Raw genomic sequence first — 15,415 nt, forward strand, 5'->3', positions numbered from 1 at the left:
ACGGTCATAATAGCTATCATTAAAAAAAACGGGTCCTCTATGAGGGACCCGTTTTATTTGCTTCCTTTTAATAATCGTAAGCCATTCAAAATGACAAGAATCGTACTTCCTTCATGGCCAATAACACCGAATGGAAGAGCTAAAAATTGCAAGAAGTTTGAACAAATTAGCATGGCAATAACGGCTAGCGAAAAGATTACGTTTTGCTTCACAATACGATTCATTCGTTTTGATAGACGGATTGCTTGAGAAAGACGAGATAGTTCGTTCTTCATCAGTACAACATCCGCAGTTTCTAAAGCTACATCTGTTCCTTCTCCCATTGCGACACCAATGCTAGCAGTAGCTAGTGCAGGTGCATCATTTATACCGTCTCCGACCATTGCTACTGTACCGTATTTTTCTTTTAACTTTTTAATCGTTTCAACTTTTGTTTCTGGTAAGCATGATGCGTAATATTCCTTTATATTACTTTCAGAGGCAATTGCTTTTGCCGTTTCTTCATTATCTCCAGTAATCATAATTGCTTCGACACCAATGCTTTGTAAATCACGAATAGCAGCTATTGTTTCTTGGCGAAGCGTATCTTTTAAAGCGATAAGTCCAAGAATGCCTCCCTCATCACTAATATAAACGACAGTTTTACCTTCCTTTTCAAGTGAGGCAGAAATACCATTATGAAATGTTTTTGTTTCTTCACCGATAAAATCAGCTTTACCTATTTTATAAGCGTTGTTTTCGAATATTCCTTTTAGCCCAAAACCAGTTACATCTTCAACCTTTTCTGGTTTTTTTAATGTAATGTCGTACGCATGTTGTGCATATTTAACAATAGATTCAGCCAAAGGATGTGTAGAGTGACTTTCAATTGATGCTGTAATAGAAAGTACTTCTTTTTCTGTCATATTTTCTCGAACATATATATCTGTTACGGTAGGTTTTCCTTCTGTTAATGTTCCTGTTTTATCAAAGGCGATTGCTTTTACTGAAGCGAGGCGTTCTAAATGTATGCCACCTTTAAAGAGAATTCCATTTCTTGCTCCGTTAGAAATTGCAGATAACGTTGCTGGTGTAATGGCAGCAACGAGTGCACAAGGAGATGCGACTACAAGTAAGATCATAGCGCGATAAAACGTTTCATTCCAGCTCCAGTCAAGTAAGAAATGAGGAACGAACATCATAAGCGCAACAACGAGTAGTACACCTTTTACGTATGTTCCTTCAAACTTTTCGATGAATAGTTGTGATGGTGATTTTTCACTTTGTGCACTTTGTACGAGACGGATAATCTTTTGGAATAATGTTTGATCGCTCGGCTTCGTAATTTTAACTTCGATAGCACCACGTAAATTTACAGTACCTGCAAATACTTCATCGCCATGTCTTTTCTCATTTGGAATAGGTTCTCCCGTGATTGCTGCTTCATCGATATTTGTTTCACCGTTATGAATCGTACCGTCAGCAGGAACACGTTCACCTGGTTTAATTAAAATAATGTCGTTAATTTGTAACTCTCCAACAGGAATACGTTCCTCTGTTCCGTTGGAAATGCGTAATGCTTCTTCGGGTTGTAAGTCAAGAAGAGCGGAAATTTCTTTTTGGCTCTTACTTAATGTATAAGATTCCATAGCACCGCTGAGCGCAAAGATGAAGATTAAAATAGCCCCTTCTGCCCAGTAGCCAATAATTGCAGCACCGATAGCTGCAAAGAGCATTAGCATTTCAACATTTAGCTCTTTTTCTTCAATCGTATCTTCAATTCCTTCTTTCGCTTTTGCATATCCACCAACTATATAAGCAAGGATATAGCAAGTAATACCTGCATTCATTGCATCGTTCTTTGTGAATAGCCAGCCAGCTAAAATAAAAATACCAGATGCCAATGCAAATACAAGTTCATAATGTTTTTTTAATGTGTCCCATAAAGAGGGATGAGAAATTGTTTCTTTTGCGTGTAACGTTTTTACTTCTGAGTTCATTACTACTCGCTCCTTCCGAATTCTTATTGAGAAAAATAATCAAAATCGAAACCCCTATAAAACGACGAAAGCTGCCATCCATAATGGATAGCAGCATTTCTGTTGAATCTGTTTTTAATAGTTATTATGTTGTAATTATTCTATAGTATATCATATGTTTTTATGAGATGGTACGGTTTTGTTTCAAGTATAAACGGAAAACTTGTGTTTTCGCAATTCCTTTGGTATATATGAATATTGTTCATAAAAAGGTCGGAAAGGAAGACAACAAGTGAAGACAGAGAAATTTTTTACCCATCCGATTGGCGTATTTATTGCTGCAATAGTAGCAACTTTTTTATGGGGAAGCGCATTTCCTTTTATTAAGTTAAGTTATGCTGAACTTGGAATTCAACCACAAGAAGTTGGAGAACAAATATTATTTGCCGGTTATCGTTTCTTGTTATCTGGAGTCATGCTCTTATTATTCTTTAAAGTGTTAGGAAAAGATATGAGCTTCAAAAAAGGAACGGGGAAACAGTTAATACAAATTGGTTTATTCCAAACGTTTCTTCAATATATCTGTTTTTACATTGGAATGAGTTATAGTTCAGGAATTGAAGGAGCTATCATTTCAGGGACATCATCATTCTTTCAAATTTTACTCGCCCATTTTTTATATAAAGATGATGCTCTCAATATAAGAAAAATAATTGGGGTATCGATTGGTTTTTGTGGCGTCGTTTTAGTAAATGTGCCGAGTGATGGTAGCTTATCATTTCATTTTGGAATCGGAAGCTTATTACTTCTTAGTGCAGCAATGCTGTATTCATATGGAAACATATTAGCAAAAGAAGGTAGTAAAACATTAGATGTTGGCTATATGACAGCATACCAAATGATGTTTGGTTCTATAGGATTATTATGTATAGGGGCTTTACAAGTTGGAGTCATGCCATTTACATTTAGTCTACATGCACTACTTATGCTGATTTATTTATCTTTCTTATCTGCAGCTGGTTTTTGCATTTGGAATACAATTATGAAGTACAATAAGGTTGGAAAAGTATCTATGTATATGTTCTTTATACCCGTATTTGGTGTGTTATTATCGAGCATGATTTTAGGTGAAGCAATTCATTCATTTGTGTTACTCGGTTTAGCATGTGTAGCCGCGGGAATTATTGTGGTAAATCGGACGCCAGCTAAGCAAAAAATAGAGAAAGAAAAACAAGTAGCATAGAAAGCAGAAAAGCGATTACAATGGAAGAACAGTACTGTTCTTCTTTTTTTATAGAAAAAGGATAATAGACTAAGTGTAACGAAAAAAGATACAAAAAGCATTTATTGAGGAGAACATATTATGAATCTACTTTACGTGGTGTTAATTGGGCAAATACTTCTTTTTTTAATTGGTGCAATTTATGCAATGCGGCAGACAAAAAGAACGAAAGATAATATGCCGTTACCTTTAGCAATCCGTCTTATTCTTAGTTTTTCTTTAACAGGTAGTGCAATTTGGATATGGTTACAAGATCCATCTGTAGAGTATAGTACGTGGGTTGCACTTGGTATGACTTTATCGACTGTGGGAGATTTGTTTATGGCTGGGCTGATTCCAATTGGTCACAGGTTAATTGGAGGGATGGTTACTTTCGCTCTTGCTCATTGTTTTTATGTAAAAGCATTTTTGCAAACAGGAATTTCGTGGAATGGTTTTTGGATTGGTTTACTCGTATATGGGCTCTTTCTAATTGTAGGATGGTTCTTCTTTATCCGAAATGATAAACAGGATAAATTGTTTACGATAGGAGCTCTAATTTACGGATTGTGGGTTGGAGGAATGGCTTGCTTTGCATTCGCCTTATATTATGAAAATACAGGAATATGGTGGATACCAGCGTTTGGTGGTTTACTGTTTGTGATTTCTGATTTTATTATTGGCGTGACAGATATCGGAGGGCGTAAATTAAAGTATGGGCCACTTTGGATTTGGTTTACATATGTAGCTGCTCAAATGTGTATTGTATATGTGGGATTATAAAAAGATACTCTCAAAATAGTGGATAGACTATTTTGAGAGTATCTTTTTTGCTTGTTTAATTTGATCAGTATTACCATTTTGAAATTTCTAATATTATAATTTTATAATTCAGAATTTTGTAGAAAAATATCGGTTGTATTATTTATAATAAAAGTAAAAAGATGATGAGATGGTGAAATGATGCAAAAGAAAAAACGTTGGCGTGAATTCTTTGGAACTATTGCAATTGCATGTTTATTGGTGTTTTTGGCGAAAATTTTTGTGTTTTTCCCTACGACTGTAAAAGGAGCATCTATGAGGCCAACGTTGCAAGATGGAGATAAGGTAATTGTTAATAAGTTAGCAAAACAATTTGAAAGCTATGGGAGAGAAGACATTATTGTTGTGAAAACAGATAATTTTTATGTCAAAAGAGTGATTGGATTATCTGGAGATATAATTGAGATGAGAAATGATCAATTATATGTAAATTCTGAAGTGAAAGATGAAGAGTATTTGGATAGTAATAAAAAACAAGCAGAAAAAAAACTTATGAATTTAACAGAGGACTTTGGACCGATTACAGTTCCTAAAAATAAGATTTTTGTTATGGGAGATAATCGCTTAATAAGTAAAGATAGTAGAAATGGTTTAGGTTTTATTGATAGAGAAGATGTGTTAGGAAAGTTAGCAGGCATTTATTATCCGTTTGAACATATGAAAATAATAAAGTAAAAAACCAAGCAAATTTTAGTTTGCTTGGTTTTTTTGTTAAACAGTAGGAGATTCGTTAGATACGAACATATTTTCATGTTTCTTTGTAGTACTTAAAACGAATTTATGTTGTAGCAATTGTAGTTTAAATAACGCCAAAGGATCATGATATGTTTCTGGATTGCTTCTTAGCGTTGCTAATGTTTGCTCGTCTTCCTTTATCTCAAGTTGAGCTGCATCTACATTTTGTTTCAATATATTAAGTGGATCTTTGAAGAACATCATGATATCACGTTCTAATGCACCTTCAAATACTTCAAATTGAAGGAAGAATTGTTTTGAAATTGTGTGAGCAATTTCTGTATAGTCTTCTGTTTCAATATATTGTTTATATTTGTTGGCGAGCATAGATTGGTTTTTTTGCATATTACCAAATAATTTTCCGGCACTTTTTAAGAAAAACTGTGTCGGTGTAAAGCGTAATAAAATATTGATGTTCGTTACTGTAATTCGATTTGTCATTCGTACAACATCTCGATTCCAATCATCTAATAATTTGAAATCGCAAGGAAGTTTCATACGTTCTTCTTTATATAATTTATTAAACGTTTCACTCATTTCATCTAAATAAGCTTGAGCTTGAATAAATTCATTATGTGCTGTTTCAATCCATTCTTGAATAGACCCAGTAAATTTAGGAAGAAGTACCTGTTGTACATGCTTTTGAACTCGTTCATTCATTGCAGCATTTAATTCTTCATGAACTAGTTTGAAATCACTATCTTCTTGAACAAGATCAGAGCAGCTCTGTAATAATTCAGGGATTTGAGAATGTATATCTCGTGTAATTTCTTCTTTCGTTAAAAGATAGGATTCGGTAATAGAGCGAATTTTATCTTTTTCAAGAGCAGTAAGGTTATTAATAAATCCAGTAAGTTTCACTGAGATGTGTTTATTCCAGCGTACGGATTTTACTAATGTATTTTCTAATTCCACACGTTCATTTATGAGATAAGCAATTGTCTTTTGCGTAAACCATATTAGCTTTTCTATACGTTCTTTTTCTACATCGCGTTTTGCAAGATTAGAAAGAATAGATTCTGTTACATCTCCAAGTTGCTGGCTACTCTCTTGCGAAGGAGAGTATGGGAAGAATTGTGCATCTGGAAAATGTACTTTAAGTTTACTAATTAGTTTTTCATTAGTAGTCGTATTATTTGTGTGTGATACGAAGTGAATTTGTAAGTTTGGTACTTGTTCACGTAAATAAATTAACGTATCAATTTCTTGACTATGCAATGGTGAAGAAGAATTTAATACGTATACAAGGCTATCTGCTGCTTGTAAGTATTCAAAGTATGCATTGTTTTTATCCAATTGTCCTTGAATGGATGGTGTAATAAGAAATGTAAACTTATTTTTTCTTAAAAACCTACTTGGTAGCTTAATTTCTATACATTTTTTCTCAAGTTCTGACTGAGCAGATGTAGCCGTTATTTGATGGAATTCATCAAGGTTAGGGATATTTCTTATATCTAAATCGGTAAATTCTGTTATTTCAGTTTGACTAGCGTCTTTAAATAGAATAGGAGTTGTTAAAGTTTCAGTTAAGATGTTCTCTCCTAATATTGAATTAACAAATGATGTTTTATCATGGTCACTAGTTCCAGCTATTAGTATTGGTGTGACATTTAAATCACATAGTTCATGGACGAGTAGCGTAAATTGATGACTTAAATCTACATCATTTTTCTCAGCCCATACAGCGATTGTTTCGAATAAATGAGAAACTGTTTCCATATTTACATCTGCTTCAGCTGATGTATTAGAAAGTAAGGATCCAGCACTTTTTACGAGTAATGATTCTAAAGTTGTAGGTGAGACTTCATTCCATGCTAACACTGCTGCAGAGACAACTAGAGAATCTTTTGCTTTCGTTAAACTGAACCAATTTGTTAATAGATTTGGTACAAGTCCGTTTAATTCATGCATAAAATGATTTCCGGTAATTAATGCAAAGTATGTTTCTTGGTAGCGAGTAGAAATTTCATTCCAATCGTCATTATTGTCTGTTTCAATATGCAAGAATAAATGATTAATACTTTGAATCCAAGGAAGGTATAAGGATTCATGTTGATAGCTATTCCAAAGAGCAATAACAAGTTCTTTAAATTGAGCTTGATCAACAGCATATAGAGCTTTTAAAGACTCATAGAAATATTCAGGCTTAATGTTTTTTGTAAATCCTTTGTTTATGTAAGTTATTAACGTATCAAACCAGTGTAAAGATTGTGTTCGGATACCTTCTTGAACAGCTAGTTCGATAGCGTTGTTCCAATCTTCTTGTTTTTCATAGAAAGAACGTGCAATTGCAGTAATATTTGGGTAATCCGGTTGGAATGCAACAGCTTCACTAATCGTCTTAAAAGCGAGTCCTAAACGATCTTGTTCGATATAAAGAGAAAGAAGTTGTAAGGAAACCTCCATCGTAAGAGTCGTATCTTCCGTTTGAATAGATTGATAAATTTCTTCTGCCTTTGGTAAGAATCCTAGTTCAAAATAAGCATCTGCAATATTTTTTGTCGCCCAAAGTGCAAGAGCATTATTTACTTTTTCCCATTTAAATATAGCTGCTTCAAAATCTTTATTTTGATAATAAAATTCACCTTGAGCAAATCGAATATTAGAAATGTTGGAGAATTCATTTTTAGATTCATTTATATATGCTTCACCGAGTATTTCCGATGCAGGAGTAGAAGTTTCTTCTGTTAAAAATGTTTTATAGTAAACTTTTTGAATAAATTGATTTTCAATGGTCATGTTCGTTCCCCCCTGTATAATTTAGAAAAATGATGTTGTATGTAAAAGGGTGTATGTTCTTTTAATAGGTAGAAGTTGCATTATATAGACCAAACTATGTTTTTGCTAGATATATCATTTTTCTTGAGAGTTAAACCGTTGCGAAAAGTAACTTTCCTTTATTGTAACAAAAAAACACGCATATGAATTTTTATTTTTTATCGGGTTATTTGCGGGCAATAAGAATCTAATCTCAAAATTGGTGAATGTAAGTGAGTTATGTGGAGTCGGGATGTCTGTAAAAGCAAGATTGGCATAGGTTAATAATTAGTAGAGGATGAACAAAACTCCCACTGAGTAAAGTTTTCCTTTATCTCTGTTAAAGGAAAGAATAGAAGTAGAGTTCATTATAAAAACAATGTATAGTGAATATGTATACCATGTTTGCCTTAAAGATAGAAAGGGTACAATGTGGAATAACGACCGTGCATAGGATGTGTCTTCCGAATGGAACAACATATTGGCGAGTTAATCGCGCATTATGGCTATTTTGGAATTGTTATAGCTTTAGCTGGTGGGATTGTCGGATTACCGATACCAGACGAGTTTTTATTGACCTTTGTTGGTTATAATGTTTCAAAAGGAGTTATGTCAGGAACTGCTGCTTTTTTAAGTGGGATGGCTGGTGCGATGTTAGGGATCACGTTAAGCTACATATTAGGTTTAAAACTTGGGCTCCCTGTTTTAAAGAAATATGGGCCGAAAATTAGAATTAAAGAACATCACATTGAAAAAACACATATTTTATTTGAAAAATATGGGCCATTTCTTTTAATGATTGGTTATTTTATACCGGGCGTACGTCATTTAACAGCATATTTTGCTGGGGTATCAAATTTGACACTTTGGCGTTTTTGTTTGTACGCTTACGGTGGTGCGCTCATTTGGATAAGTGTTTTTATTGGGCTTGGCTGGAAATTAGGCGAGAAGTGGCGCTTCGTTGAGTATAGTTTACATCATTATGGAATATGGATTTTATTAATTTCAGCAGTTGTTACATGTGTTGTATGGTTGTACATAAAGAAAAAGAAAAACCGCTAATAGCGGTTTTTTTAGCTGAAAGCAATAAATAATACACCAGCTGTAATAAAGACTACACCAACGCCGGTCATAAAGTTTAACTTTTCACCGAGGATAATCATAGCGAGAATGATAGAAAATACGACGCTTAATTTATCGACAGGAGCTACTTGTGAAACCTTTCCTGTTTTGAGGGCAAGAAAATAAAATAGCCATGAAGAAGCACCTGCAATCCCACTTAATGTGATAAATAGCAGTGCTTTTTTATTTAGCAGTACGTCGCCGATATTTTGAAATTTACCTTGTATGATAATAACGCCTATCATAAATAATGCCATAATAATAGATCGAATTGTTGTTGCAACGTTTGCATCGATGCCGTCTAAACCAAACTTTCCAAAAATCGATACAAGGGCAGCAGCAATTGCTGATAATAGTGCAAATAAGAGCCACGAACTCATAGTAAAATTCCTCCAATCTTACAGTATTATACATGAAAATGATTCTCATGTATAAAGTTGAAGCAATTGAGCTTTATAGGAAGCACGACTTCAACTTAACTTCTTGCTCCACCTGAATTTTAAGGTGGGAGTTTTACTGCCTGTAAATAGTGGGCTAAATAACGAAATAATCCCCACCTTATATTTTTAATAAGGTGGGGATTATTATACTACTCTGCAATTTCCTCATATAAAAAGTACGTTACATTATAAATATGTTCTACTTCATCGTCTGTCATAAACAATAATTCGTCACGCTCAATCCCTTTTTTCTTTTCAATAAACTCAATCATATTTTTGCGTTCTTCTCTCTTCATCAATTTTATTTCTCCTCTCAATCTGTTTTAATACAGTTTATTTAAGTTACTGCTATTATATAACAGAATCTTTGGAAAGTTCCACCTATTTTATTATTTTTTTTAAAAGAACTTTTCGACAAAACAAGCCCACCTAAGGGGGGGCTTGTTTTATTTTATAGTCGTAAAAACTCAGGCTCCGTCGTACCCGCACCATCAATGTAATAAATTGTGTCGGGATTGATTTTGATCAATACGTAATTAGGGTCTTCAGGACCGAGTAACCAACGTTTTAAGCTATTATTCCAAAACTTGTTTTTTAATGTTGAGTCTTCCTCGATTGAAGCTAACCCTTCAACTTCAATATAATCTTCATCTAATTTTTTTCCTTCTCGTCCGAGTAGTACATGGACATTAGGATTTTGTTCAATATCTGTTATCTTTTTTGATTGTCGATCTGTTGCAACATATAGTACAAAATCTTCATGGAAAAACATCATAAAGGCGCTATGAGGTTTCTCATTTCGTACTGTAGATAATACACCAGTACGTTGACCTTGAATAATAGTTGCGATTTTTTCTTTTAAGTGCATAATTTTAACCCCTTTTCACAATTTATAATTCTGTCTGTTTAAACAAGATAATTTAAATATCTTTCATACTGTTTTCTTCAATCCGATTTTTTAAACGTAATTGTGATGAAATCGGACAAGTTAGGAGAAGAATAATAATAATATTGAGGAGAAATACATACGATGGAAGGATGAAAAGCATGTTTAATAAAATATTTCTTATAGTAGCGCTTATAGGTGTACCACTATCTGTACTTGGAAAAACACTTCATTGGCCAGAAACAATTATGTTCGCTGTGTATTGTATTACGATTATCGCATTAGCTGGTTTTATGGGGAGAGCAACAGAGAGTCTAGCAATTGTTTCTGGTCCTAGAATAGGCGGATTATTAAATGCTACTTTCGGTAATGCTGTTGAACTTATCATTTCAATTTTTGCACTTCAAGCAGGGTTAATTGAAGTGGTGTTAGCTTCTTTAACCGGTTCTGTACTTGGAAATTTATTATTGGTAGGAGGGTTATCTTTCTTTGTTGGAGGTCTTAAATACAAAAGACAAAGTTTTAATGTATATGATGCAAGGCATAATTCAGCTTTATTAATATTTGCTGTTGTTGTGGCCTTTGTTATTCCAGAGATCTTTTCAATGAAGATGGACGCTGGCAAGACGTATCAATTAAGTATAGGTGTTTCTATTATTATGATTATCATGTACCTTGCTGCATTACTATTTAAGTTAGTTACGCACCGTGGTGTATATCAACATAAAAGTGACGAAGTAGCGCATGAAGAAGAGCCAGAGTGGTCAAAAGGGAAGGCGCTCCTTATTTTAGCAATAGCAACACTGGCAGTAGCTTATGTGTCAGAGGCACTCGTACATACTTTTGAAACTGTTGCAAAGTCATTTGGTTGGTCAGAGTTATTTATAGGGGTTATTATCGTTGCAATTGTTGGGAATGCAGCGGAACATGCGTCTGCAATTATTATGGCTTATAAAAATAAAGTAAATATTGCAGTCGAAATTGCAATAGGCTCTACATTACAAATCGCCATGTTTGTTGCTCCTGTATTAGTATTGCTATCTATGTTCTTCGCGCAAAGGATGCCTTTAGTATTTACCATACCAGAACTTGTGTCTATGATTACAGCCGTTTTCTTAACGATTGCGATTTCCAATGATGGAGATACAAACTGGTTTGAAGGTGGCACTTTACTAGCGGCGTATGTCATTATGGGAATTGGTTTTTATTTATTATGAAAAATAGGCATAACAATTGCACTCAGAGAAAACAATAAACGAAGTAGTATATATACCTACATAGGAAGGAGCCAGACAGGTGAAACGAGTATACAGCATATGTCTTTCAACTATGGTCTCGTTTATTTTATTATTTCCTAACATGAGTTTTGCAAAGACAACAGTAGGAACAAAAATGCCTTCATCTGTTTTAAATATTTCAAAAGACAATACATTTCCAAATGATGCGCAAGATTTGCCACGTTTACAACCAAGTAAATTTGCTCAAGAGCTATTGAAAACGGCTAATATTAAAATTGAAAATCCAGACTTAATTCGGATGTTTAATGAAACGACAATTTCAAATGCTCCGCTTGCAGTAGGGTATCGGGCAAAAATTTATTTAGGTCAATGGGCTTTACATTATGAATCAGTAGACACATCGATTAATTGGGAATATAAACAAGTGAATCGAAATGTGTATGATAATCGCGGAGGAGACCGTTTGTATCCACTTCGCTATAAGCAAGAAACACAAAAGACGGTTGAAGGCGATTTAACAGCAGATATGAAAGATGCTGCAGATGTGAAAAAAATGATGCTTCTCAAAGCGCTTGAAAAAGTACAATTGCCCCTTTCGTTTAAAACAACTATTGGTTATGGTACTGGACATGAGCGTGTGTATAATATTAGTCCGAGTCAACTCGGATATTTATACGCTTATACACCAGCAGTAAATGAAAAGGGAAAAGTAACATTTGGAGAAGTGTATCTTGTATTAAAGGGAAATCAAAAAAGACTTGTTGTGAAAAATATTACTTCTCAAGGAATTGGAGCGGCAATTCCAATTCATGATCATTTGTTTTTTAAATTTATTTCTTCTTCTCACTCGCAATAACAAAAAAAACGTCAGCTTATAAGCTGACGTTTTTTTTATAATGTAATGTTTGCTGTTTTTGATAAGAAATCTTCTGTCGGATAGTAGCTGTTTTTTACAAGAACATTTGGTCCAAGACATTTTACTGCAGGACAGTGACAGCTTAATGATTTTGCTGTTTTTGAAGCGCTCCATTTTTCATACGCTTCTTGTAATGTGTTTGTTTGTATGTTTCCTAGAAGTGGAACATCACCAAAATCAGTAACGATAATATTACCATCAAAAATATTTACATTTAAGCGTGAACGACCATCTGGATCGTTACGAACAGTTACATTTTTGCTCTCTTGCAATTTTTTAAATGTAGCTATGTCTTTTTCGTCATCGCTACAAGCATAGAAAGGTAAAGTTCCAAATAGCATCCATACATTTTCATCGCGAATTTCTAGTAAATGTTCAATCGCATCACGAATTTCAGCTTTTGTTAAAATCTCTAGATTACTCGCGAAGTCACTTGGATACATTGGATGAACTTCATGACGTTTACAGCCCATCTCTTCGACGATTTGGCGGTGAATATGTTCAATATGTGGTAGAGTTCTTTTGTTTAGCATTGTTTCGGCCGATACAAGTACACCTGCATCTGATAGAGCCTTACTATTTGTAATCATTCTTTCGAATAATTTTGCACGTTGTTCGTAAGTAGGCTTACGCTCCATCATTGCAAATCCGCCTTCAACGAAGTCATCAATTGTTCCCCAGTTATGAGAGATATGCAATACGTCTAAATAAGGAATAATCTGTTCGTAACGTGCTAAATCTATAGTTAAGTTAGAGTTGATTTGAGTGCGAACGCCTCGTTCATGGGCATATTTTAAGAGTGGTGTTACATAGTTGTCGACGGATTTTTTTGAAAGCATAGGTTCGCCGCCAGTAATACTTAAAGAACGTAAATGAGGAATCTCATCTAATCGTTTTAATAAAAGATCCATCGGAAGCGGATTTGGGTCTTTCGGCTGTAACGTGTAACCAACAGCGCAATGCTCACAGCGCATGTTGCATAACGTCGTCGTTGTAAATTCAACATTTGTTAATAGTAGTTTGCCGTACTCTTCAAGGTCCATATACGCTTCCCATGGATCGTAAGAAGGAGTAATCGGCTTCATTTTTTGTGATATCGTCATATGAAATACTCCTTTGACTATTGAAATAACAATTTGTCCATTCTCTATAATAGAAGAATATGTGCTTTTTATAAAGTGAAACTTTTTAGCATGGAAAGAGAGAGGGCTTACATTATAGTGGATGACTGTGACAAAATTGATGAAATTTCATGCCCATAGCAATCGTTTTTGCGGTATAATAAAAGCAACTCGAATTAAAAGGAGAGTGCCTTCATGGGAAAAGCAATTCAAGATAAAGATACACAATTAGTATATTTAAAAGAACGTTTAAATATGTTCATTGAAGTAATTGATACAATTGAACCTGAAGAAGTAGAATTAGAAGATGTAGATCGTCTTCTTGCAATGTTAGATGAATTAGAATTAAAATGTGAGCAATTTAAAAAAGACGAATAATATATTAAAAAGGCTACCAATTCCAATTTGGTAGCCTTTTTCTGTTCGGGTAATAGAAGGACGATAGAAAAAGAGGTATAATCAAGTTGTGAAAAATTTCATTTATGCTCTAATAGCGTGAAACAAATAAATAGCTAAAGAGCATAACAATTGAATTTTCAGCTCATAACGTTTTGGTAGCGTTCACAATTGAGGGGGAAGTAACAATGGAAAAGCTTCAAGAAAGCATGTATCAACTAATTGTTGAAACGTCAACGAACTTACCGAAAGATGTTCGTCGTGCGATTCAACAAGCGAAAGAGCGAGAAAATGCAGGGACTCGTTCTGCGATGGCACTTGGCACAATTACAAATAATATTAAAATGGCTGATGATAACATCTCGCCGATTTGCCAAGATACAGGGATGCCAACGTTTAAAATTTATACACCAGTTGGTGTGAATCAATTAAAGTTGAAGGAAGCTATCTATAATGCGCTTGAGCGGGCGACAAAAGATGGTAAACTTCGTCCCAATTCTGTTGATTCTCTTTTTGGAGATAATAGTGGAAATAATTTAGGACCAGGTACACCGGTGATTAAGTTTGAACAATGGGAAAAAGATTATATTGATGCACGTTTAATCCTAAAAGGTGGTGGCTGTGAGAATAAAAATATTCAATATAGCTTACCATGTGAACTAGAAGGACTTGGACGAGCTGGCCGTGATTTAGAAGGGATTCGTAAATGCCTTCTTCATGCAGTATATCAAGCACAAGGGCAAGGATGTAGCGCTGGTGTAATTGGTGTTGGTATCGGGGGAGACCGCACATCAGGTTATGAATTAGCAAAAAATCAATTATTCCGTACATTAGATGATGTCAATCCAGTACCAGAGTTACAACATCTTGAAGAGTACGTATTAGAAAATGCGAATAAGCTGGGCATTGGTACGATGGGATTTGGCGGAGAAACAACTTTACTTGGTTGTAAAATTGGCGTCTATAATCGTTTGCCAGCTAGTTTCTATGTATCTGTTGCGTATAATTGCTGGGCATATCGTCGCCTTGGTGTGAAAATCCATCCTGAAACAGGAGACATTATGGATTGGCTATATCAAGAAGGTGAAGATACACTTCAGCATGAAGTACAAGAAAAAACGGAGCAACGTGAGATTGTATTACAAGCACCAATTACAGAAGAGCAAATTCGTGAACTTCGCGTTGGTGATGTTGTAACAATTAATGGCATGATGTATACAGGTCGTGACGCAATCCATAAGCATTTAATGGATAATGATTGTCCAGTAGATTTAAATGGACAAATTATTTACCACTGTGGTCCAGTTGTTGTGAAAGATGAAAATGACAATTGGCAAATTAAAGCGGCAGGTCCAACGACAAGTATTCGTGAAGAACCGTACCAAGGCGATATTATGAAGAAATTCGGTATTCGCGCTGTCATTGGAAAAGGCGGTATGGGTGCGAAAACATTAGCGGCTTTAGAAGAACACGGCGGTGTATATTTAAACGCAATCGGTGGTGCAGCGCAATATTATGCTGAATGTATTAAAGAAGTGAAAGATGTTGATTTCTTACAATTTGGTATTCCAGAAGCAATGTGGCATTTACGTATCGACGGGTTTAAAGCAGTTGTAACGATGGACTCTCATGGTAATAGCTTACATGCAGATGTTGATAAAACATCACTTGAAAAATTAGCTAGCTTTAAAGAGCCAGTATTTAAGTAAATAAAAAATGCATCTCGAATGATTCGAGATGCATTTTTTTGGTATATATAGAAA

Annotated in this window: 14 protein-coding genes; 8 read left to right on the top strand and 6 right to left on the bottom strand. The window is 34.6% G+C overall.

From position 1 onward, the window contains the following. Nucleotides 1–53 precede the first annotated feature (53 nt). A complete protein-coding gene (locus DN399_RS02385; protein ID WP_006927450.1) occupies nt 54–1,979 on the bottom strand; it encodes a heavy metal translocating P-type ATPase in 1,926 nt (641 codons plus the stop codon). 271 nt (nt 1,980–2,250) lie between these two features. Between DN399_RS02385 and DN399_RS02390 the strand changes: the two genes are divergently transcribed. The 3 genes from DN399_RS02390 to lepB all read left to right on the top strand — a co-directional run bounded on the left by DN399_RS02390 (nt 2,251) and on the right by lepB (nt 4,716). Further along, entirely contained in the window at nt 2,251–3,201 is a 951-nt protein-coding gene (locus DN399_RS02390; RefSeq protein ID WP_000845697.1) for a DMT family transporter, read from the top strand. A 120-nt stretch (nt 3,202–3,321) separates the two neighbouring features. Next, nucleotides 3,322–4,002 carry a lysoplasmalogenase gene (locus tag DN399_RS02395; RefSeq protein ID WP_149149310.1) on the top strand — a complete coding sequence of 227 codons (681 nt, stop codon included), beginning with the start codon at nt 3,322–3,324 and terminating at the stop codon, nt 4,000–4,002. A gap of 177 nt (nt 4,003–4,179) precedes the next feature. Further along, nucleotides 4,180–4,716 carry a signal peptidase I gene (gene lepB / locus DN399_RS02400; RefSeq protein ID WP_000983310.1) on the top strand — a complete coding sequence of 179 codons (537 nt, stop codon included), beginning with the start codon at nt 4,180–4,182 and terminating at the stop codon, nt 4,714–4,716. Between the two features lie 36 nt (nt 4,717–4,752). On the opposite strand, the gene DN399_RS02405 is transcribed toward lepB, so the two are convergent. Further along, a complete protein-coding gene (locus DN399_RS02405; RefSeq protein WP_149149311.1) occupies nt 4,753–7,515 on the bottom strand; it encodes a tetratricopeptide repeat protein in 2,763 nt (920 codons plus the stop codon). Nucleotides 7,516–8,001: 486 nt separating this feature from the next. Here DN399_RS02405 and DN399_RS02410 point away from each other — a divergent pair, with 486 nt between their 5' ends. Continuing rightward, entirely contained in the window at nt 8,002–8,595 is a 594-nt protein-coding gene (locus DN399_RS02410; protein ID WP_000434878.1) for a DedA family protein, read from the top strand. A gap of 11 nt (nt 8,596–8,606) precedes the next feature. Here the strand turns inward: DN399_RS02410 and DN399_RS02415 are convergent, their stop codons facing one another. From DN399_RS02415 to DN399_RS02425, 3 genes are all read right to left on the bottom strand, one after another. After that, complete coding sequence (locus DN399_RS02415; RefSeq protein WP_000100295.1) at nt 8,607–9,035, bottom strand: EamA family transporter; 429 nt, start codon at nt 9,033–9,035, stop codon at nt 8,607–8,609. 209 nt (nt 9,036–9,244) lie between these two features. Next, nucleotides 9,245–9,391, bottom strand: a complete 147-nt coding sequence (locus tag DN399_RS02420; RefSeq protein WP_000817786.1) for a BH0509 family protein — start codon at nt 9,389–9,391, stop codon at nt 9,245–9,247. A gap of 155 nt (nt 9,392–9,546) precedes the next feature. Further along, a complete protein-coding gene (locus DN399_RS02425) occupies nt 9,547–9,963 on the bottom strand; it encodes a pyridoxamine 5'-phosphate oxidase family protein (protein ID WP_000550220.1) in 417 nt (138 codons plus the stop codon). Between the two features lie 179 nt (nt 9,964–10,142). Between DN399_RS02425 and cax the strand changes: the two genes are divergently transcribed. Further along, on the top strand, nt 10,143–11,198 hold the full coding sequence (gene cax, locus DN399_RS02430) for a calcium/proton exchanger (RefSeq protein ID WP_000482133.1): 1,056 nt from the start codon (nt 10,143–10,145) through the stop codon (nt 11,196–11,198). A 79-nt stretch (nt 11,199–11,277) separates the two neighbouring features. Next, nucleotides 11,278–12,075, top strand: a complete 798-nt coding sequence (locus DN399_RS02435) for a YfkD famly protein (RefSeq protein ID WP_002083605.1) — start codon at nt 11,278–11,280, stop codon at nt 12,073–12,075. Between the two features lie 35 nt (nt 12,076–12,110). Here DN399_RS02435 and yfkAB read toward each other — a convergent pair whose 3' ends face one another. Beyond that, the gene (gene yfkAB, locus DN399_RS02440) at nt 12,111–13,238 is read right to left on the bottom strand and encodes a radical SAM/CxCxxxxC motif protein YfkAB (protein WP_016125372.1); all 1,128 of its coding nucleotides are present in this window, start codon (nt 13,236–13,238) and stop codon (nt 12,111–12,113) included. 213 nt (nt 13,239–13,451) lie between these two features. On the opposite strand from yfkAB, the gene DN399_RS02445 reads away from it, so the two are divergent. Beyond that, a complete protein-coding gene (locus tag DN399_RS02445) occupies nt 13,452–13,634 on the top strand; it encodes an SE1561 family protein (RefSeq protein WP_000513558.1) in 183 nt (60 codons plus the stop codon). A 206-nt stretch (nt 13,635–13,840) separates the two neighbouring features. Beyond that, the gene (gene fumA, locus DN399_RS02450; protein ID WP_000413523.1) at nt 13,841–15,361 is read left to right on the top strand and encodes a class I fumarate hydratase; all 1,521 of its coding nucleotides are present in this window, start codon (nt 13,841–13,843) and stop codon (nt 15,359–15,361) included. The last annotated feature ends 54 nt before the right edge of the window (nt 15,362–15,415 follow it).

Source organism: Bacillus sp. AR4-2, from assembly GCF_008274865.1.
Lineage (GTDB): Bacteria > Bacillota > Bacilli > Bacillales > Bacillaceae_G > Bacillus_A > Bacillus_A cereus.

Excerpts from the sequence above, each read along its gene's own strand:
- DN399_RS02425 (WP_000550220.1), bottom strand. The coding sequence starts at position 9,963 with ATGCACTTAAAAGAAAAAATCGCAACTATTATTCAAGGTCAACGTACT.
- DN399_RS02405 (WP_149149311.1), bottom strand. The coding sequence starts at position 7,515 with ATGACCATTGAAAATCAATTTATTCAAAAAGTTTACTATAAAACATTT.
- DN399_RS02420 (WP_000817786.1), bottom strand. The coding sequence starts at position 9,391 with ATGAAGAGAGAAGAACGCAAAAATATGATTGAGTTTATTGAAAAGAAA.
- DN399_RS02415 (WP_000100295.1), bottom strand. The coding sequence starts at position 9,035 with ATGAGTTCGTGGCTCTTATTTGCACTATTATCAGCAATTGCTGCTGCC.
- DN399_RS02410 (WP_000434878.1), top strand. The coding sequence starts at position 8,002 with ATGGAACAACATATTGGCGAGTTAATCGCGCATTATGGCTATTTTGGA.
- DN399_RS02385 (WP_006927450.1), bottom strand. The coding sequence starts at position 1,979 with ATGAACTCAGAAGTAAAAACGTTACACGCAAAAGAAACAATTTCTCAT.
- yfkAB (WP_016125372.1), bottom strand. The coding sequence starts at position 13,238 with ATGACGATATCACAAAAAATGAAGCCGATTACTCCTTCTTACGATCCA.
- lepB (WP_000983310.1), top strand. The coding sequence starts at position 4,180 with ATGATGCAAAAGAAAAAACGTTGGCGTGAATTCTTTGGAACTATTGCA.
- DN399_RS02395 (WP_149149310.1), top strand. The coding sequence starts at position 3,322 with ATGAATCTACTTTACGTGGTGTTAATTGGGCAAATACTTCTTTTTTTA.
- fumA (WP_000413523.1), top strand. The coding sequence starts at position 13,841 with ATGGAAAAGCTTCAAGAAAGCATGTATCAACTAATTGTTGAAACGTCA.
- DN399_RS02445 (WP_000513558.1), top strand. The coding sequence starts at position 13,452 with ATGGGAAAAGCAATTCAAGATAAAGATACACAATTAGTATATTTAAAA.
- cax (WP_000482133.1), top strand. The coding sequence starts at position 10,143 with ATGTTTAATAAAATATTTCTTATAGTAGCGCTTATAGGTGTACCACTA.